This is a genomic window from Gardnerella leopoldii (genome assembly GCF_003293675.1).
Classification (GTDB): Bacteria; Actinomycetota; Actinomycetes; order Actinomycetales; family Bifidobacteriaceae; genus Bifidobacterium; species Bifidobacterium leopoldii.
The window spans coordinates 475,576-496,660 of sequence record NZ_CP029984.1; the positions used below are offsets into that span (position 1 = coordinate 475,576).

The window sequence follows — 21,085 nt, forward strand, 5'->3', positions numbered from 1 at the left end:
ATTATTAATTGACACGAACATGGTGCGCGTGCGGTATTTTAATGACTTGCAAATTGTGTTATGATGCGCAATTTCCACTAGTGTTTGTGAGTGTGCCGTTGCGTGAGCGCCATGTTAAAGATGCATGGTGATGTTGCCCTGTGAATGTGTGGCAATGAAGTGAGGTTTTGAATATGCCAGGTATGGATGAAAATGAAGGGACAGAGCCAGCGATGCCTGAGGTACTTACTGATGATGAGCTGCGCAAAGCTGCAGATGATGAAGCTGCTCAGCGAGAATCTAAAGAAAAGAAAAACAATCATATTCGTACTGTGGTAGTTGCAGAAGATGAATCAGTTAATCGTATGGATTTAGTGGCAATGCTTGAAGATAACGGATATCAAGTTGTAGGTCAGGCTGCTAACGGTCAAGAAGCTATTGAGTTGACGCGTGAAAATCATCCAGATGTTGTATGCATGGATGTTAAGATGCCTGTTATGGATGGCATTACCGCCGCTGCAACAATCTGTGATGAGAATATTGCTCCTGTAGTAATGCTCACTGCTTTTTCACAGTCAGATTTAGTAAAACAAGCAACTGGTGCTGGAGCGATGGCGTACGTTACTAAACCGTATGAAGAATCTAAACTTCTTCCTGCTTTGGAAGTTGCTATGGGTCGCTTTAGCGAGATCAACGATTTATTAGATAGTGTTGAACGTGCAGAAAACAAGTTACACGATGCTGAAGATCAGTTGAAGAAAACAGAAGAAAAGTTGAAGAAAGCTGAAGATACTTTAGAAGAACGTAAGCTTGTAGATCGTGCTAAAGGTCTTCTTATGGATAAGGCTGGATTCTCTGAACAGGGTGCTTTCCGCTGGATTCAAAAAACTTCTATGGATCAGCGTATCCCTAAGAAGCGTCTTGCAATGGCTATTATTGCAAAGTATAGCGATGATAAAGCAGAATCTTCATCTGAAAATTAGTAGGGTTATATTTATTCATTTTTATATAACTGCATAGTTATTTATTAGTAATTACGGAACGTGGGTGAGTAGTCAACAGTGAATACCGACATCGTTGAAGAACATTCTTCGGAACTTAAGAATGAGAAAGGAACGTTGTTGGTTGTCGATGGCCATTCTCTTGCGTTCCGTGCTTTTTTTGCAATATCTGCAGATAATTTTTCTACTCGCTCTGGGCAAGCAACAAATTCCATTTGGGGATTTATTACTATGCTTTCGCAGGTTGTAAAAAAAGAGAAGCCTGACCGCTTAGCTATTGCTTTTGACGTTAAAGGTGGAACTTTTAGAAATACTATGCTTCCTCAATATAAAGGTACTCGTGATGCTGCTCCGCAGGAGCTTCTTTCGCAGCTTCCTATTATTCAACAGATGCTTAAAGCTCTTGGTATCACTTATATTGAGAAACCAGGTTATGAAGGTGATGATGTTATCGGCACCCTTGCAACAATGGGAGCGAATGCCGGTTATAGAACTTTGGTACTTTCTGGCGATCGTGATGCATTCCAACTTATAGATGACAATATTACTGTTTTGTATCCAGGACAGCATTTTAAAGATTTAAAAGAAATGGATAAGGATGCTGTTTTTGAAAAATATCATGTTACGCCTAAGCAATATCCTGATCTAGCAGCGTTAAGAGGAGAAACTGCAGATAATATCCCAGGAGTTCCAGGTGTTGGAGATGGGTACGCTGCTAAATGGATTAATCAATTCGGCAGCCTAGAAAATATTATTGAACATTCGAATGAGATTAGCGGTAAAAAGGGAGAAGCTTTAAGAGAAAATATTGATCAAGTTCGTTTAAACCGTAAAGTTAATGCTTTAGTTTGCGATTTGGATTTAGGCGTAACTGTAGATGATTTGTGCTTTGGTGATGTTGATGCTGCAAAATTAGGAATCTTGCTGTCTCAACTTGAATTTGGCGAATTAAAAAAGAGAAAGATTCTCAAAACTTTTAGCAACGGTACGCAACAATCTATTGAAAATAATATGCGTATAATGTTTTCGTCTACGTATGAAGGTAATGCTAATAACGATGAGCTAGTTCAAGGTGATCAATCAAATATTGACGCAGAAAATTTTCAAGAAATGCTAGCAAGCATTGACTTGCATCATGTTAAAACTGTAGAAGACTTTATTAATTGGGAGAATTCCGTTTCTTCTTTACTTTATACAGAAATAAAGAAAGATTCAAAAAATACTGAAGATACTTTCGACCAACTAAGTTCCGAAGAAGAGAATTTTGAAGAATTAAGTTCCGAAAAAATTATAAATAATTCTCGTAAATGTGCCGAACCTATACTGAAAAATCAAGAAGTTGTAATATACGCTCATGAGTGCAAGAAGAATTCAAAACATCATTTTGAGTTGACTGCAGATTCTTTAATAATTCTTGTTGCTCATAAAGCTGTGTTATTGTACGCGTCTGATTTGCAATCGGCAGATCGAGCTTTGCTCGAGATGTTGCGAAAGTTCTTGCAAAAAAATTCTTCAATAACAGTATTGCATGATTATAAAAAGCATTTGGGATTGCTAAAATCGCTAAAATTATTCGATTCGAATAATTCATTTGGCACTCCACTTCTTGATACTCGATTGGCATCATATTTATTGGAGCCTGATTTTCGAGCTGAAACTTTAGAAAATATGGCTGAACATTATTTAGATATTCAGTCAGATGAAGATAATTTGGGTGAAAATGAAGCTAAGCAGGGTGAGCTCGATCTTCTTATTGACGATGAAACGCCAGCCAGTGAAGAAGAAAATAATGAAAAGCAAACTCAAGCGCGTGAAGCTAAATTCTTAAGAACTGCGCTTCTTATTCGTCTTTTGGCTCTTCATTTTGCTTCAACACTTGATGATAGAAAACAAACTGGTTTGATGACTGATTTGGAAATGCCTATTTCGCGAGTTTTGCGTGGCATGGAAGACGTCGGTGCTGCAGTTGATATGCAACGTTTAAGTGGTATGCTTAAGCAATTTTCTGCAGATGCTGAGTTCGCGCAAAATATGGCTTGGAAAGTTGCAGGTAGTTCTGTTAATTTACAAAGTCCTAAGCAGTTGCAGCAAATACTTTTTGAGCATTTTGGTCTTAAACCTACTCGTCGCACAAAGAATGGCTCGTACACGACTAATGCCGAAGCTTTGCAAGCTATGTACGTTAAACTCGATCCCGAAGAGCCTGCAAGTCAATTCTTGGGCGCCTTACTTAAACATCGCGAAACTAATAAATTGAAGCAGATTGTGCAAAGTTTAATTGATGCGGCTCATTATGATGATAGGCGCATCCATACAACTTTTGAGCAGACTATTGCGGCAACTGGTCGTTTAAGTTCTGCTGATCCTAATCTCCAGAATATTCCTAATAGGAATGCTGCTGGTCGTGAGATTCGTGCTGCTTTTATTCCAGGAGAAGAATTTGAATATTTAATGAGTTGTGATTATTCACAAGTTGAGCTTCGTATTATGGCTCATGCATCTCATGATAAAACTCTTATTGAAGCATTCCGTTCCGGCGCAGATTTTCATAAATATGTTGCGAGCTTAGTTTATAAGATTCCTGTTGAACAAGTAACGCCGGATCAACGTTCTCATGTAAAAGCTATGAGCTATGGATTAGCATATGGATTGAGTACTTATGGACTAGCCAAACAGCTTTCTATTAGTCCGGCTGAAGCTGAAATGTTGAAGAATAAGTATTTTGATACTTTTGGCAATGTTCATGACTATCTGGAATCTCTTGTGTCAAAGGCAAAAGAACTTGGATATACAGAAACTATGTTTGGTCGACGTAGGTACTTCCCGCAGCTTTCTTCCAATAATCGTGCATCTCGTGAAGCTGCTGAGCGCGGAGCTCTTAACGCTCCAATACAAGGTACTGCCGCAGATATTATGAAACTTGCTATGCTTCGTGTTGATTTGGGATTGCGTGAAGCAAAAGTTCGTAGCCGAGTAATATTGCAAATACATGATGAATTGATTTTAGAAATTTCACATGGTGAGCAAGAGCAGGTAGAAAATATTGTGCGTAAAGCTATGGAAAATGCTGTGCATTTAGATGTTCCTCTTAATGTTTCTACTGGAGTTGGTGTAGATTGGCAACTAGCAGCGCATTAACACTACTTAAAGGTAGAAGAAATGATTAGATTAAGCAAAGTAATTGAAGCTATAGAAACATTATACCCATTAAGCTTTGCTGAAGAGTGGGATGAGCCTGGTCTTATTGTTGGAGACTTGAATTCCCAAATTCAGCGAATCGTATGTGTCAGTGATCCTACGATTAGCGCAGTTGATCGAGCGTTATCAATGGGTGCCAACCTATTAGTGACTCATCATTCGCTATTTTTCAAAGCTGTGCATGGAGTTTCAAACGAAACTGTTCGTGGTGAAATTGTACAGCGTTTAATTAGTAATAATTGTGCGCTATGGGTTGGTCACACTAATGCGGATGTCGCGTGGCGTGGAGTTGCTCATGCTGCGGCAGAGTATTTTGGTCTTCATAATTTGCGTCCAATTGTTGTTTCTAAACAGATCGATTCTGCTGGACGTAACATTGGCTTAGGCAGAATTGGTGTTTTGGATGTGCCAATATCATTGCGTGATTTTGCGCAAAATGTTTTTAACGTTCTTCCTCATACAAAAGTTGGTGTTCAAGTTGCTGGAAATCTTGATGCGAAAGTTAGTACAGTAGCTGTTTTGCCTGGTTCTGGGGAAAGCTTGTTAGATGAAGTTCGCAAGGAAAAAGTTGACGTATATGTTACAAGCGATTTGCGTCATCATCCTGCACTTGACGCAATTGAGCGAGCTAAATATGAATCGAAACTGCGTCTTTCTTCTGGTGAAGATTACATTCAACACACATATCCTATGATTATTAACACTTCTCATAGTGCTATTGAGTCATTGTGGTTTACTTATGCGATTAATGATATTGCTGACTGCATAGAAGAAATGTATGGAGAGCGTCCAGAAGTTGCTTGGTTAGGTGAAGCTTGCGATCCATGGAATTACGTTATTAATTGAGGCTTTCATTTAAAATTCAAGCTTTTTTAAATAACGTCAACATGACGTGAAAACTACTCGAATATATGAGATACTTATATTATGCATATACGACCAGGTTCCATGTATCCGCTTGGCGCAAACTATGATGGCGCTGGCGTGAATTTTGCGCTGTTTTCCGAAGTTGCAAAGCGCGTTGAATTATGTTTATTTGATGAGCATGATAATGAAACACGTATTGATATGACTGAGCAGAACTCATACGTGTGGCATAACTATGTTTCAGGCATACAGCCTGGTCAGCGTTATGGTTATCGTGTTCACGGACCCTATGATCCTTCTCATGGTTTATGGTGCAATCCTCATAAGTTGTTGCTTGACCCATATGCCAAGGCGATTGAAGGAAATATAGACGGTGATGAGAGTCTTTTCTCGTATTGGTTTGATAATCCAGATGATATTTCAGCAATGAATACTTTGGATTCTGCGGATCATACGATGAAGGCTGCAGTTATTAACCCGTATTTTGATTGGGGTAATGATCAGCACCCTATGATTCCGTATCATGATTCTGTTATTTACGAAGCTCATGTTCGTGGAATGACTAATCTTGATAAACGTGTTCCTCCAGATATTAGAGGCACTTATGCTGGACTTGCACATCCAAGCGTTATTTCTTATTTAAGGAAGCTTGGTGTTACTGCAATAGAATTGATGCCTATCCATCAGTTTGTAAACGATTCTTTCTTGCAAAATAAAGGATTAAGTAACTACTGGGGATACAACACTATTGGTTTCTTCGCTCCTCAAAATTCTTATTCCAGCTCTGGTCAGCGCGGAGAGCAAGTTAACGAATTTAAGTCAATGGTTAAGGCGTATCATGCTGCAGGCATGGAAGTGATTCTAGACGTTGTCTACAATCACACTGCTGAGGGCAATGACCGTGGTCCTACTTTGAGTTTCCGTGGTATTGATAATCGTGCATATTATCGTCTTGTAGATAATGATCAGCGTCATTATTTTGACACTACTGGTACTGGTAATTCCTTACTTATGCGTTCTCCAAAAGCGTTGCGGTTAATCACAGATAGTTTGCGTTATTGGGTAACTGAAATGCATGTCGATGGCTTCCGTTTCGATTTAGCAGCAACTCTTGCTCGTCAGTTCCAAGAAGTAGATAAACTTTCTGCATTCTTTGACATTATTGAGCAGGATCCCATTATTTCAAGTGTGAAGCTTATTGCTGAACCTTGGGATATTGGTGTTGGTGGATATCAAGTTGGTGGATTCCCTCCAAGTTGGTCTGAGTGGAATGGAAGATATCGCGATTGTGTTCGCGACTTTTGGCGCTCACAACCATCTACATTACCTGAATTTGCTAGCAGGCTTATGGGTAGCTCAGATTTGTATGAGCAAAATGGACGAAAGCCTGTAGCTTCCGTGAACTTTATTACAGCTCACGATGGCTTCACTATGAACGATTTAGTTAGCTATAACGAAAAGCATAATGAAGCTAATAAAGAAGGCAATTGCGATGGTGCAAACGACAATCGTTCGTGGAATTGCGGTGTTGAAGGACCTACTAATATTCACGATGTTAACGAATTGCGTGAACGTCAAATACGTAATTTGTTCTCAACTCTTTTGATGAGCCAGGGCATTCCTATGATATGCGCTGGTGATGAAGTCATGCGCACGCAAAATGGTAATAACAATGCTTATTGCCAAGATAACGCTATTTCGTGGATAAGCTGGGATTATAACGAAACTCAGCGAGATATGTTCGATTTCGTTTCTAAGCTTATTCACCTGCGTTTGAAGCACCCTGTGTTGCATCGTCGTCGTTTCTTTACAGGTCGTTCTGCTGGAGATGATGTAAGCGATATTCCACAAGTTGAATGGCTTGACCATAACGGTACTGTTATGGATATGGAGGACTGGTCAAATACTCATGCTTTATCTGTGATGATTTATTTGAATGGTTCGGATATTCCAGAAACTGACTGGTATGGAACGAGAATGGTTGATAATGACTTTATTCTTATTTTTAATGCGCATTATGAACCTATTACTTTTACTTTGCCAGATAAACGTTATGGTGAGAAGTGGAAGTTGATTGTGGACACATATAATCCAAAGGGTCCGGAATTGTTATATGAAGCAGGATTTAATATTGTCGCACAATCTCGTAGTTTCTTGCTTCTTATGAGCGAGCATAAGCCAGAATGTTGAGTATTATGCTTTATTCGTAAAGAAGTTCGTGACTTGTAAAAACTAAAAGCAGCGCAGAAATTTAAGTTTCTACGCTGCTTTTGTTAGTTTAATTTATCTTTTGTTCTTATTCTATTTGTGCTTTTGAGCTTCTATTTAATATTAAAGCTTGATTTATTTTTGATTGAAGACGATCGCTTTGCATAGCCGCAACTTGTCGTGAAAATACAATAATCCATCCAAGAAATAGCAGACATGATAATGCTTCAACATTTGTAAGAGTATTATTTCCATGTACCCACTGATTTCCTGCCCACGCAGTAAGAATAACCGCTAAATCGGAAGCAATATAGAATGTGCGAGAAAGCCTAGGAGCAAGCCATGGAAGGCAAACAAGCATTGTGCAAATTAATCCTGTCACTCCTCGAGCACATAAATCATGTAAGAAAGGATGTGGCGTGTATCTAAAAGTTCCTATTCCAATAAACGATATTCCTCCAAGAATCAGCAAAGCTGCCATAACAGTTGTGCGCATCTTGAAGTGTTTAATCAGTTTTTGGTTATTGTGTTGTAGCATTTCGTGCTGTGTTGCAACGAATTCAGTAATAGCAAAGTAGCTCGTTATGATAATGCAAATTCCTGACAAAACAAGTGTTGCATTAAACATACTAGCTGCAAATGTTGTGCGGTCTCCAAGTTGAGAGAAATTATTGTTATACCAGTACGGATCATCTGTCGTAAGACCTGCAGTTGCAGCTCCAGAAATAACGAATAATGGCAGGAGGGAAGCCACAGTTTTAGCTTCAAGAAGTTCAGCTTGAATAAGCGTTGCGTATCCAACTATTCCAGATAAAGCTGAGCATAATACTGGTAAATAGCTGTTCATTGCCGCTCTGCCAATAATGCTATTAATAATAGATAGCAAAGCAAAAGACATAAGAAACATCGTTGCGCCGTAAATCGTAGAAAGCGCTGTTATTTCAAACGCGTGCTTAGCTACTCGAATTAAGTGATGGCTGATAACTTTTTTATTTGTACGCAAGTATCCAACAATAAAAGCGCCTACGCTGCACAAAGACACAATAGTTGAAGCTGTAAGGAATAATCGCTGGCTAATTTGCCAAAATGCTGGCATTGTTGCCATATACATTCTCATAATAATCATTCCACAAGCTGCACAAACTATGAATGATATTAACCCCATTGCCTCTGTTCGCTGGAAGCGTCCCATACTTAGCCCCTTTTTCTTTAAACTAATTCTATTGTATCGTTTGGTGGCTAGTAATGAGTTTTGTTAGTCGAATTTTGTAATGAAGAAAAAATTTTCATAATACGTGTGTCGTAATTTGCATTTGTCTGCAAAGTGCGCTATTGTAATTGATTGTGCTTGGAACTGGTAATCAGTTCAAAAGCCTCGGGGTGTAGCGCAGTTTGGTAGCGCGCCTGCTTTGGGAGCAGGATGTCGCAGGTTCGAATCCTGTCACCCCGACTTTTTATATCTAATGAAATATGCGTATTTTTGCTTTTTATTCTTATTTAACAGTACATGTCAATCGATAGTATTCATAGTATGAGTGGTATTAACGATATTGCAGATTGCACTACTTTTTGGAAAGCGCCGTATGCTAATCATCAATTAAAAGCTTATATTGAGGTTCCTGGAAGTAAATCTTTGTCGAATCGTTATTTAATTTTGGCAGCTTTGGGCACAAAACCAGTAGTTTTACAAGGATTATTGCGCTCGCGCGACACGGAGCTTATGATTAGCGCTTTATCTACATTTGGCGTTAGATGTGAGTCATTAAATGAAGATGGAACTAAGCTTCGTGTAATTCCTCCAGAAGACGGAGTTTTTAGGATTCCAGATAATGCTGAAGTGTATTGTGGTTTAGCTGGAACTGTAATGCGTTTCGTTGCAGCTTTAGCTTTATTTGCAAATAAAGCTGTGCGATTTGATGGCGATAAGCAAGCTTATGCGCGTCCTATGAAGCCAGTTCTTGACGGTTTAGAGCAGCTTGGTGCTCGCGTAGAGTATCAAGGAGAAGAGGGTTTCTTACCTTTTACTATTACGCCACCTTCAGTCGAATTTAAAATAAATAATTTTTCTGAAAAAATCGTGCAAATTGATTCTTCTTCATCATCACAATTTATTTCTGCGATGCTTCTAATTGGTTCACGTATACCTGGAGGCTTAAGTCTTAAACATATTGGTGACACATTGCCAAGTATGCCGCATATTCGCATGACTATGGACGATATTTGCAAAGCGGGTGGGGTTGTAAATATGACTAGCAACGCAATGTGGCATGTTAAAGAGAGCAAAATAGCTTTATCTGATACTGTTACTATAGAGCCTGATCTTTCTAATGCTGCGCCATTTTTAGGAGCATCATTGATTGCTGGAGGAAGTGTCAGTATACCTAATTGGCCGTTTTCTTCAACTCAACCTGGAGGATTGCTTCCTGGAATATTAGAGAAAATGTGCGCAAAAGTTAGTTTTGAAAAAACAAGCGATGATGCTGGAATAATGCATGTGGAAAGCGATGGTTCGATTAAAGCAATTCCGTATCTTGATTTGAGTGCAGCAGGAGAGATTGCTCCTAGTATTGCAGCTATTCTTGCTTTTGCGGACGGTCCGAGTGAACTTCATGGTATCGCGCATTTGAGAGGGCATGAAACGAATCGTTTGCAAGCTTTAGTTAATGAATTGAATCGAGTTGGGATTGGTGCTAAAGAGCTCGAAGATGGCATTCGTATTGAGCCAAGTAATCATATGCATGGGGAAGTAATGGAAACTTATGCGGATCACAGAATGGCAACTTTTGCTGCAATGCTTGGATTACGCATAGAAAATATAAGAATCAAAAATATTTCTACTACTCGCAAAACGATTCCTGATTTTCCAGGAATGTGGCATAGAATGCTTGAATAATGAATAATCCCGAGCCTTTTTGACCCGGGATTATTCATATTTATTTATTTTGTTCTACGCCGTTAAGCGCAAACAATTTAGTGCTCAAACTTGTTGCCGTAGCTATCTTCACCAGCTTCAGCAATGGTTGCAGCCTTGCGCGCAATAGCCAACTCTTCGTTCGTTGGAATCACAGCAATAATCACAGAGCTGTCTGGAGTGGAAATAACGCGTGGCTCCTTAGAACGAACCAAATTCTTTTCCTTATCGAGCTTAACGCCGAATGGCTCAAGCTTTTCGCATACGCGAGCGCGCACAATTTCGTCGTTTTCGCCGACACCAGCTGTGAAGGTAATGACATCAACGCCGCCCATTTGAGCAGTATAGTTGCCAATATAACCAACAATGCGGTGCACGTATACGCCGAGAGCGAGCTTAGCGTTTTCATCGCCTTCTGCGATGAGCTTGTGAATATCACGCAAATCGCCATGACCAGTCATACCCATCATGCCTGAACGCTTGTTGAAGAGAGTGTCAAGTTCGTCCACGTTCATGTGAGCGTTGCGAATAAGGTGGAATACTACAGCTGGGTCAATATCGCCAGTGCGACCGCCCATCATCAAGCCTTCGAGTGGGGTTAAGCCCATAGAAGTTTCGACTGGTTTTCCAGAAATCTGAGCAGAAGCAGAAGCACCGTTACCAATGTGCAAAACAATCTGCTTCAAACCTTCTGCAGGCTTACCGACAACGCTTGGAACAACAGAGCCAATGTATTCGTGAGAAGTGCCGTGAGCACCATAACGACGAATATGATAGCGATCTGCGATTTCCTTGTTCAAAGCATAAGTTGCTGCAACCTGTGGCAAATCATGGAAGAATGAAGAATCGAATACCATAATTTGTGGAACATCTGGCAAAAGTTCAGTCATGACTTCAGCGCCAACAGCTTCTGGACCGTTGTGAAGTGGAGCCAAAACTGCCAAATCCTTAACCTTATTGATTGTCTTTTCATTGACTAATGCAGGCTTAGGGAATGTTAAGCCACCCTGAACAACGCGGTGACCGACAGCAACAATGCCAGACTCTGAAAGCTTTGGACCATATTCTTCGAAGAATCCAAGTACGCGTTTCAAGCCCTGCTCGTGATCGTGAACTGGCTCATTGAACTCATGCTTTTCGCCATTGAATACGTGCTTGTAGTGGCCGTCAACTGGCTCGCCAATCTTCTCAACGATGCCGGAAGCGATGCCTTCACCGCTTTCCAAGTCAACGAGTTGATACTTAATCGAACTGGAACCAGAATTGATAACAAGAACGGTTTTTGCCATGTGGGCATCCTCCATAAGTATTGATAAGGCTTATAAATTGCCACGCTCTAGTTTAGCGTTAAGTTCCTACAAACTTAAAGATATTGAGTGCAATGCAATACCTCAAGGTTACGTACGCACTGTGATGCTGTTTTAGGAGCTTTATTATGTTTATTCTGATTGTGCTTCTAACGCGGTTAAAGCAACGGTATTAATAATATCTTGTACTAAAGCTCCTCTAGACAAATCATTTACAGGCTTATTTAATCCTTGCAAAATTGGACCAACAGCCAGTGCTCCGCTAGAGCGTTGCACGGCTTTATAAGCGATATTTCCTGCGCATAAATCAGGGAATACAAATACATTCACATGACCAGCAATACTATTATTTTTTGCTTTTGCTGCAGCAACTGTAGGAGACCATGCTGCATCAAACTGTATAGATCCAACAATTGCTAAATCAGGTGCTTTTTCTTTCGCAATGCGTGTTGCTTCCTCTACAGTATCAACGTCTGGCCCTTTTCCTGAACCAAGCGTTGAATAGGATAGCATTCCAACTTTAGGGTTGAGTCCGAAAGTCTCTGCAGTGTGTGCAGACTGAATAGCAATATCAGCAAGCTGTTCTGCACTAGGATTTGGGTTGATTGCACAATCTGCAAATACAGATACGTGATCTTTGAAGCACATAAGGAATGCTCCAGAAACCAGCTTAGAACCAGGCTTAGTTTTGATAACTTGAAGAGCAGGACGTACAGTGTTAGCGGTTGAATTAACTGAACCAGAAACAAGACCGTCTGCTTGACCTAGTACTACTAGCATGGTGCCGAAGTAGCTTGCATCTGTTAATTGTTCACGCGCTTGCTTTTCTGTCATTCCTTTCTTTGCTCTTAATTCGCAAAGTTTTGTAATCATATGGCTTAGCATTGCTTCATCGTGCATAGATTGGAAACTAGCTTTGCAAAGAGAATTGAGATTTAGTTCTTCTGCTCGAGCAAGAATAGATTCGCGTTCTCCAATGATAATTAGATTTACAATATCACGTTCTAGCAAATAGTTTGCTGCTTTAAGAATACGATCTTCTTCTCCTTCCGGAAGAACTATAGTTTTCTTATTTTCTTTTGCTTTCCCTAATAAACTGTATTGGAAAGCATAAGGTGTAGTTGGAACTTTAAATGGTTGGTGGAGAGCATTAAGAACATCATTTTCTCGAACGCAATTTACGAATGTTTCTAATGAAGAATTTTTAGTTTCTTCATCTATTGGTGGCAAAACCCATAATGGAGTTTGGCTTACTCGGGATGCTTCGTCGTTTGAGTTTGCATAATTCCTAGAGCTATAGTCACGCATTAACTCAGCTCCAAGTTCTGGATCGCAGTTTGTAACAAATACTCCTAAAACTTGTGTGCATGATTTAAGAACGCAAGCATTTGCAGAATCTATAGTTTGTAAAATTTGTTGTGAGTTTCTGCCTTGAGCTGAAACTGTGAGAAAAACAGGTGATGCCAAGTCAGCTGCAACAGTTGCGTCGAAAGAAAACAGTTCTGGATCATATGCTGGGTTTGCGTCACTAGAAACAATAATAGAAGCTTGAGCAGAGGTGGATTGCAACAATTCGTTATAGCGCGCAACGATATCTCCTCGCACTGTGTCTTTATTTGTTCTAACTATTTCTGGAGTTGTTGCAATAACTTGCTCTAATTTCGTTGAAGTATTTGTGATACCCAAAAGTTGTTTAGTAAAAGTGTCATTTGGTTGAGCGCATGGACGAAAAACAGTAGTGCTGTAGTTATTAGACAGAATATGTGTTATTCCGAATGCAACAGCATTTCTGCCGTACATATCTTCGTTGCCGATAATTGTTACATTAATATGCGACACGATGCGTTCTCCTTTGATACTTCGTGTTACTGCTAGGTTTATATTGTTAATGTAAGTTTTGCATTTTGCAATATAAACAAACTTTTTCTATTGTACGGCTTATCTATGTTGTACACGCACAAAATAGTAATTATAAATGTAATTTATTTTGCATATAACTAGTTTTATTGCATTGTTTGTTTTAATACACAAAACGGGAGCCAATCTTTCGATTGACTCCCGAAATGTTTTAGCTAACCAATTTTAGCTTTATCAGCTTAAAACTACTCGTTATCGCCTGCGGTTGCAGCGGTAGCGGTGACAGCGCCTGGCTTATCGGTCTTAACGCCTGGCCATACCCAATCGGTGTAGTCTGGGTGATCAAGACCCTTGTCGACTGCATACTGGAAGGCTTCGAGGCGGAAGTCCTCGAGCTTCTTGATTTCGTCGGCATACTTAGCGGCGTCAACCATGCGCAATGCTTCAGCGGTAAGCTCGTAACGATCCATGTCGTTCACACGAACCATATCGTATGGCGTTGTGGTGGAGCCCTGCTCCTTGTAGCCATGAACGTTGAAGTTATCGTGGTTTGGACGATCATAAATCAAGCCGCGAACGTCATGTGCATAGGAGTGATAAGCGAAGAGGACTGGCTTGTCAGCAGTGAAGAGCTCAGTGAACTCTTCGTCAGTCAAAGCTTCGTTGTTTTCCTTAGCGGACTGCAACTTGAGCAAGTCAACAACGTTAACAACCTTGAACTTAACGCCAAGCTTGTTCAACTTGTCGGCAGCTGCCATCAATTCCTGCTGTGGAACATCGCCAACACCAGCGAGAACAACCTGAACTTCGTCATTGTTCTTAGCGTTGGAAGCCCACTTCCACTCAGCAGCACCCTTCTCGAGCTCTTCGCGAGCTTCGTCGAGAGTCAACCAAGTAGCAGCTGGCTGCTTACCAGCGAAGATAGCATTAATCATGTTGGTGGACTTGTAAGCCTTTTCAGCAACAGCAAGCAACATGTTGGAATCTACTGGGAAGTAAATGCCGATTACGTGATCGTTGTTGAAGGTCTTGTTCAAGAGCACGGAGGTTACGCCTGGATCCTGGTGCGAGAAGCCGTTGTGATCCTGACGCCATACGTGAGAGGACACCAACAAGTTCACAGAGGAGATTGGCTTACGCCATGGGATCTCACGAACGGTAGCCTCAAGCCACTTTGCGTGCTGGTTCAACATGGAGTCGATAACGTGTACGAAGGACTCGTAGGAGCTCCAGATGCCGTGACGACCGGTGAGCAAGTAACCTTCGAGGAAGCCTTCCATCTGATGCTCGGAAAGCTGCTCGGTGACCTGACCGGTAACAGCCATGTGCTCATCGACTAAGCCGGAGAGATAGCCAGCATCCCACTGCTTGTTGGTTACTTCGTAAGCAGCCTGCAAACGGTTGGAAGCAGTCTCATCTGGTCCGAAGATACGGAAGGAATCTGGGTTGTTCTTGATGATGTCACGAGTGTAAACGCCAAGACGACGGGTAGCTTCGAGCTGACCCCAGCCGTGACCGAATTCCTTAACTTCCTTGACTTCGTAATCCTCAAGCTTTGGAAGCTTCAAATCTTCACGAATACGACCACCGTTGGCGTTTGGATTTTCACCAATGCGGAGTTCGCCCTTTGGCATGAAGGAAAGAACGTCTTCCTTCACAGCGCCCTTTTCATCGAAGAGCTCTTCAGGCTTGTAGGACTTCATCCAGTTCTTCAAAACCTCGAAGTGAGCTTCGGTATCGCGAGCAGATGCCAGTGGCACCTGGTGTGCACGCCAAGAACCTTCGGTCTTCTTGCCATCGATGAACTTCGGGCAGGTCCAACCCTTTGGAGTGCGGAAGATAATCATTGGGTAGTAAGGACGAGTTACATCGTTAGTCTGAGCCTCAGCCTTAATATCGCAAATTTCATCGAAGATAGTTTCGAACATGTCAGCAAAGCGACGGTGGATGGACATATGATCCTCATCGTCGAAGCCAGCAACGAACTCGTATGGTTCATAACCCATGCCGTGGAAGAACTCATGAAGCTCCTCATCGGAAATACGGGAAAGAATTGTTGGGTTAGCAATCTTATAGCCGTTCAAGTGCAAGATTGGAAGCACGATACCATCGGTACGTGGGTTCACAAGCTTGTTGGACTGCCAACCGGTAGCCAAAGGACCGGTCTCAGCTTCACCATCGCCAACGATTGCTGGAACGAACAAGCTTGGGTTGTTCATAACAGCGCCGTAAGCGTGAGAAAGTGCGTAACCAAGCTCGCCACCTTCGTGGATGGAACCTGGGGTTTCAGGAGCGAAGTGAGAAGGAATACCGCCTGGGTAAGAGAACTGACGGAAGAACTTCTGCAAACCAGCTTCGTCCTTAGTAATCTTTGGATAGTACTCAGTGTAAGTACCGTCGAGGTAAGACTGAGCAGTACCAGCTGGGCCGCCGTGGCCTGGACCCATGATAATCACGGTGTTCTGCTGGTGATCAGCGATAAAACGATTAATGTGGCCGATAAGGAAGTTAAGACCTGGAGTGGTGCCCCAGTGGCCCACCAGACGATGCTTAACGTCTTCGCGAGTGAACGGCTCCTTCATTAGAGGGTTGCTGCGAAGATAAATTTGGCCGATTGCAAGATAGTTGGCAACGCGCCAGTACTTGTCTACGCCTTCGATAGCTGCCTCGGAAACTGGAGCGTTTAGCTTCTTCCAAGGTGTGCCAATAACAGGACTCGTCATGTGTACTCCTGTACTCAAGCACTTTTCAGTGCAATTTGATCATTACCATTTGGTTATAGAGACTGGAAAACAAATGTATTACAGCTCTTTTTCCATCCGTTTCAGTATAGTGCCAGCGTCTGACTTTTGTTCGTTTGGTTACTTCTTCGTGCATTTGTGTTGAAAAAATGTGTGATTATGTGCGTAAAAAATGAGCCATTTGTATAGATTATGTTATATTTAATGTTCATTTTATACTTTATAGTTAAGCGTTTCGCACAAAAATCTACCAACGTTATTTGCAGTGTTAGACTGTACGTGTAACTTTTGTGTTTAATTTTCGGCGTTTTGTAATTACGTAACGTCGCAAAGTTTCACTATTATAAGTTGAATCGTGTTAGAACTTATATATAAGGAGAATCATGGCAAAAGGACCAGTGCTTGTCGTTGATTTTGGCGCTCAATATGCTCAGCTTATTGCTCGTCGAGTGCGCGAAGCAAATGTGTATTCAGAACTTGTTCCTCACTCTATGCCAGTTGACGAAATGCTTGCTAAGGATCCTCAAGCTATTATTCTTTCAGGCGGTCCTGCTTCTGTTTATGAACCAGGTGCTCCTGACATTGATCCAAAGATTTTTGAAGCAGGTGTACCGGTTCTTGGTATTTGCTATGGCTTCCAGGTAATGGCTCATGAGCTTGGTGGCGATGTCGATAAAGCTGCACTTGGTGAGTATGGCAAGACTGCTGCAACTATTGATGATTCTGAAGGTTTACTTTCCGGATCCCCATCTGCGCAGAATACTTGGATGAGTCACGGTGTTGCTGTTAAGCGTGCTCCAGAAGGTTTTACGGTTTTGGCTCACACAGAAGGTGCTCCAGTTGCAGCAATGCAAGACGAAAGTCGCAAACTCTACGGTGTGCAATGGCATCCAGAAGTTAAACACACTCCATTGGGTCAGGAACTTATATCTACATTCTTACATAAGTGTGCAGGACTAGATAATAATTGGAATCCTTCTAATATTATTGAGGATCAAGTTGCTAAGATTCGTGAAGAAGTTGGCGACGCGCAAGTTATTTGTGGTCTTTCTGGCGGCGTAGATTCTGCTGTTGCTGCAGCATTGGTACATAAAGCAATTGGCAATCAGCTTACTTGCGTTTTTGTTGACCACGGTTTGCTTCGTAAAGGCGAAGTTGAGCAGGTTAAGCATGATTTTGTTGAAGCAACAGGCATTAAACTTATTGCAGTTGATGCAGAAGATGACTTTTTGAACGCACTTAAAGGCGTGAGTGAGCCGGAGCGCAAGCGTAAGATTATTGGCGAGAAGTTTATACGCACTTTTGAAAAAGCTCAGCGTCAAGTTATCGAAGAAGCTGGAAAATCTGGAGCAGAAGTTAAGTTCCTTGTGCAAGGCACGCTTTACCCGGATGTAGTTGAATCCGGTGGCGGTGATGGTGCTGCAAACATCAAATCTCATCACAATGTTGGAGGTTTGCCAAAAGATTTGAAGTTTAAGCTTATTGAACCTTTGCGTACTTTGTTTAAGGATGAAGTTCGTGCTATTGGAACTGAGCTTGGACTTCCAGATGAAATTGTTTGGCGTCAGCCATTCCCAGGACCTGGTTTAGGTATTCGTATCGTGGGCGAGATTACACGCGAACGCTTAGCTGTTCTTCGTGAAGCAGATGCTATTGCGCGCGAAGAGCTTTCTAAAGCTGGATTGGATCGCGACATTTGGCAATGCCCAGTCGTTTTGCTTGCTGATGTTCATTCTGTTGGTGTTCAAGGTGATGAGCGTACATATGGTTCTCCAATTGTTTTGCGTCCTGTGAGCTCTGAGGATGCTATGACAGCTGATTGGTCTCGTGTGCCTTACGATGTGTTGGCAAATATTTCTACTCGAATCACGAATGAATGCCGTCAAATTAATCGTGTAGTGCTTGATGTAACGTCTAAGCCGCCTGCCACGATTGAGTGGGAGTGACAGTTTTTGATGAGAATTATTGACCGAAATATAAACATATGTTTATACAGTAAAACATATGTTTATTTTCATTAAAAACTGTAATAATTACCGATTTTTATAAAGCACTTCGTGAAAATGGAGTGCTTTTTTCTGTATATTGGTGTGTCGAATTTTCTAAAAACAGGTAAATTTTCGAATTTTATCGATATTTAATGAATATTTTAGTAGTAAATACTGTTGTTTTTAATTGTTTATAATGTTTAAACGATATAATGAATTTTACATGAAACAACAGTATGAGCTGTAACAGTAGTTGTTGGCTGGGTGTAAAAACTGCTGCTCGTAGTAGCTCTTACTACTTTGCTTCATTGCGGAACCGTGAATTTTGTATGTGTAGTTTTACTGTGCTACGAAACTAATCGTGTATTTCGAATAGTTTCGCCTACGGTATCGTTTGCGAAGTTTGTAAGATATTTTTTGCCGCCAATAATTGCGTAAGCCGCTCAAACTATATCGATTAATATGGTAAGGAGAGTTACGTGGACGGCATTCTGTCAGTACTGCTCGATATTTTCAGACAGCCATCTGTTATAGTTGCGCTTATTTCCTTTATTGGGCTTGCAGTGCAAAGAAAGAAATTCTCGGATATTTTGCAAGGATCAATCCGTACCCTTGTTGGTTTTCTTGTTTTAGCAGCTGGTTCTGGAGTTATTACTGAAGCGTTGAATCCATTTGGCAAAATGTTTCAATACGCATTTCATGTGCAAGGCGTAGTGCCGAATAATGAAGCAATTATTGGAACTGTTTTATTGAAGTATGGCTCTGAATCTGCGCTTATTTTCTTCTTTGGAATGATTGTTAATATTATTCTTTCTATTACTTCTCGTTTTAAATTTATCTATTTAACGGGTCACGTAGCTTTCTATATGGCAAGTATGCTTGCTGTTATATTTAATGTTGCTGGTTTTAGCATGTGGGAAGTCCTTTTATGGGGTTCAATTGCTCAAGGATTGTTTACGACAATTTCTCCAGCACTGGTGCAGCCGTTTATGAAAAAAGCTTCAGGCAAAGATGATGTTGCTTTAGGACATCCTGCTGGTACTGGTGTTGCTTTAGGTGCGTTAATTGCAAAGATTACTGCTTCAAAAAAGCGTCCTTCTAAGTCAACTGAGGATATTAAATTCCCAGCAGCATTGGGATTCTTGCGTGATACAACAGTTCTTATCACGCTTTCTATGGCTGTTATTTATATCGTAGTGGCTCTTTTTGCTGGATCTTCGTATGTCGAAACACATTTATCTAATGGTCAAAACTCCATTGTTTTCGTTATGTTGAAGGCTGCAACTTTTGCTGCAGGTGTTTATATTATTCTTGCAGGCGTGCAGATTGTTCTTGACGAAATTGTTCCAGCTTTTAAGGGAATATCGGAAAAGCTTGTTAAAAATGCTCGTCCTGCTTTAGATGCACCAATGACTTTTGGCTTTGCTCCTAATGCTGTTCTTATTGGCTTCTTGGCTAGTTTCTTTGGCGGCTTGCTTGGAATGACGTTTATGGCGATTTTGGGAACGACAATTATTATTCCTGGAATTGTTGCGCATTTTATGGCTGGTGGTGCTGCAGGAGTATTTGGTAATGGTCAAGGTGGAATACGTGGTTGCTTGACTGCATCATTTATTAATGGCCTTTTCATTACTTTCCTTCCGTTGTTCCTTTTGCCAGTGCTTGGCAATTTAGGAAGTGCAAATTCTACATATTCTGATGCAGATTATGGCGTATTTGGTGTAATACTTGGTCACGTAAATATTGTCGGTGGTCGTACTGTTCTAATTTCTGTAATACTTATTGCACTAATATTGTTCTATTCTGTTTCGATATTGATGAATAAACGCGATTCTAATAATTTTGAAAAAGTTGAAGAAATAAAATAAGTAAAGAAAATAAAAATACAATTAAATAATTGTGTAGACATAGATTAAATTCTTTTTACTCATTTTCCTATTTGTTTGTACATTTTATGTTAGGACTGATAGGATAACAGAGTTATTAGTTTTGCATGAGCCGTTGTTACTATGCTGTGTTTTACACAAACTAGTATCAGCGGCTTTTTCATGCTAGCGCTTAGTTAGGGGAGAGTGATAATGGTCGACGGTGTGCCTAAATATATTGCTGTGCGAGATAATCTACGCGCTCGTATTGATTCTATGGAAGCTAACGAACAATTACCTCCTGAAATTGAATTGTGCAAACAGTACAATGTGAGTCGTATCACTTTGAGGCATGCAGTTGATAATCTTATTACTGAAGGATTACTTGTTCGTGAGCAGGGTAGGGGAACATTTCGAGCTTCTTCAATTATTCATACTTATAATCAGGAAGTGATTTCTGATCGCGCGCAAGGATTTTATGAGCAGGCTTATTCTAATGATGCAAAAGTTAGAATAAAAGTTATTGAAAAAGATGTTATTCACGATGAAGATGCTGCTGCTCGTTTAGGTCTTGATCCAGAAGATGAGTTGATATGTTTGAAACGCTTGCGCTATGTTGACGATGTTTTATCGCGTTATAGTGTGATTTATTTGTCTGCTTCGCGTTTTCCTAAAATTTTGACGCATGATTTTTCAGATGATTCGTTAGCTGATTTTTGTTCAAAGCGTACGCTGTTCAGCTTGTAGAAAATGAGGTGTCTGTGCATGTAGAAGAGCTGTGTGACCGGCTTGCGGCAGTACTGAATGTTGAAGTTGGAACTTCTGTAATTGCAGCTTATTCTACTGTAAAAGATAAGTTTGGCACGATTATTGCTTTTGGTGCAGCTGTTTATACGCCAAATTCTGGCGAGATTCGTTTCCATTTGCATTCAAATGCTGCTTAATTAAATTTTTTAGGGCTAGCTAAGATGATCTTCTTAGCTAACACCTTTTTTGCGTTAGAAAACAATAAAACCTTGCTGGCTTTCCAGCAAGGTTTTTTCGTGTCCGGAGCGGGAGTTGAACCCGCACGCCTGTAACAAATAGGCACTAGCACCTCAAGCTAGCGCGTCTACCATTCCGCCACCCGGACAGGTGTTTTAGACAACAGATAAGACTATAAC

The 21,085-nt window shown here is 40.9% G+C and carries 11 protein-coding genes, 2 tRNA genes and 1 pseudogene; 9 read left to right on the forward strand and 5 right to left on the reverse strand.

Annotated features, from left to right (window positions below):
* Positions 1–173: 173 nt before the first annotated feature.
* The 4 genes from DOD25_RS02100 to glgX all read left to right on the forward strand — a co-directional run bounded on the left by DOD25_RS02100 (position 174) and on the right by glgX (position 7,235).
* Complete coding sequence (locus DOD25_RS02100) at positions 174–962, forward strand: ANTAR domain-containing response regulator (protein WP_004119309.1); 789 nt, start codon at positions 174–176, stop codon at positions 960–962.
* A 78-nt stretch (positions 963–1,040) separates the two neighbouring features.
* On the forward strand, positions 1,041–4,118 hold the full coding sequence (gene polA, locus DOD25_RS02105) for a DNA polymerase I (protein ID WP_004106991.1): 3,078 nt from the start codon (positions 1,041–1,043) through the stop codon (positions 4,116–4,118).
* 21 nt (positions 4,119–4,139) lie between these two features.
* Complete coding sequence (locus DOD25_RS02110) at positions 4,140–5,024, forward strand: Nif3-like dinuclear metal center hexameric protein (protein WP_064340546.1); 885 nt, start codon at positions 4,140–4,142, stop codon at positions 5,022–5,024.
* 81 nt (positions 5,025–5,105) lie between these two features.
* Positions 5,106–7,235, forward strand: coding sequence for a glycogen debranching protein GlgX (gene glgX, locus DOD25_RS02115; RefSeq protein WP_032835386.1), 2,130 nt, complete (start codon positions 5,106–5,108; stop codon positions 7,233–7,235).
* Positions 7,236–7,341: 106 nt separating this feature from the next.
* Here the strand turns inward: glgX and DOD25_RS02120 are convergent, their stop codons facing one another.
* Positions 7,342–8,445 (reverse strand): hypothetical protein, encoded by a 1,104-nt coding sequence (locus DOD25_RS02120; RefSeq protein ID WP_004119320.1) that lies wholly within the window; start codon positions 8,443–8,445, stop codon positions 7,342–7,344.
* Positions 8,446–8,629: 184 nt separating this feature from the next.
* On the opposite strand from DOD25_RS02120, the gene DOD25_RS02125 reads away from it, so the two are divergent.
* Both DOD25_RS02125 and aroA read left to right on the forward strand, forming a co-directional pair.
* Positions 8,630–8,703 (forward strand) — tRNA-Pro (locus DOD25_RS02125).
* An 81-nt stretch (positions 8,704–8,784) separates the two neighbouring features.
* Positions 8,785–10,146, forward strand: a complete 1,362-nt coding sequence (gene aroA / locus DOD25_RS02130) for a 3-phosphoshikimate 1-carboxyvinyltransferase (protein ID WP_064340547.1) — start codon at positions 8,785–8,787, stop codon at positions 10,144–10,146.
* A 77-nt stretch (positions 10,147–10,223) separates the two neighbouring features.
* On the opposite strand, the gene DOD25_RS02135 is transcribed toward aroA, so the two are convergent.
* From DOD25_RS02135 to DOD25_RS02145, 3 genes are all read right to left on the reverse strand, one after another.
* Positions 10,224–11,453 carry an acetate/propionate family kinase gene (locus tag DOD25_RS02135; protein ID WP_004106960.1) on the reverse strand — a complete coding sequence of 410 codons (1,230 nt, stop codon included), beginning with the start codon at positions 11,451–11,453 and terminating at the stop codon, positions 10,224–10,226.
* Between the two features lie 150 nt (positions 11,454–11,603).
* Positions 11,604–13,310 (reverse strand): phosphate acetyltransferase, encoded by a 1,707-nt coding sequence (gene pta / locus DOD25_RS02140; RefSeq protein WP_004111340.1) that lies wholly within the window; start codon positions 13,308–13,310, stop codon positions 11,604–11,606.
* A 263-nt stretch (positions 13,311–13,573) separates the two neighbouring features.
* Positions 13,574–16,051, reverse strand: a complete 2,478-nt coding sequence (locus tag DOD25_RS02145) for a phosphoketolase (RefSeq protein WP_004111342.1) — start codon at positions 16,049–16,051, stop codon at positions 13,574–13,576.
* A 401-nt stretch (positions 16,052–16,452) separates the two neighbouring features.
* On the opposite strand from DOD25_RS02145, the gene guaA reads away from it, so the two are divergent.
* From guaA to DOD25_RS02160, 3 genes and pseudogenes are all read left to right on the forward strand, one after another.
* Entirely contained in the window at positions 16,453–18,015 is a 1,563-nt protein-coding gene (guaA, locus tag DOD25_RS02150; protein WP_004106945.1) for a glutamine-hydrolyzing GMP synthase, read from the forward strand.
* 521 nt (positions 18,016–18,536) lie between these two features.
* Entirely contained in the window at positions 18,537–19,925 is a 1,389-nt protein-coding gene (locus tag DOD25_RS02155; protein WP_004106942.1) for a PTS ascorbate transporter subunit IIC, read from the forward strand.
* Between the two features lie 210 nt (positions 19,926–20,135).
* A pseudogene (locus DOD25_RS02160) lies at positions 20,136–20,866 on the forward strand (GntR family transcriptional regulator).
* A gap of 100 nt (positions 20,867–20,966) precedes the next feature.
* On the opposite strand, the gene DOD25_RS02165 reads toward DOD25_RS02160, so the two are convergent.
* Positions 20,967–21,054, reverse strand: a tRNA-Leu gene (locus tag DOD25_RS02165).
* Positions 21,055–21,085 lie beyond the last annotated feature (31 nt).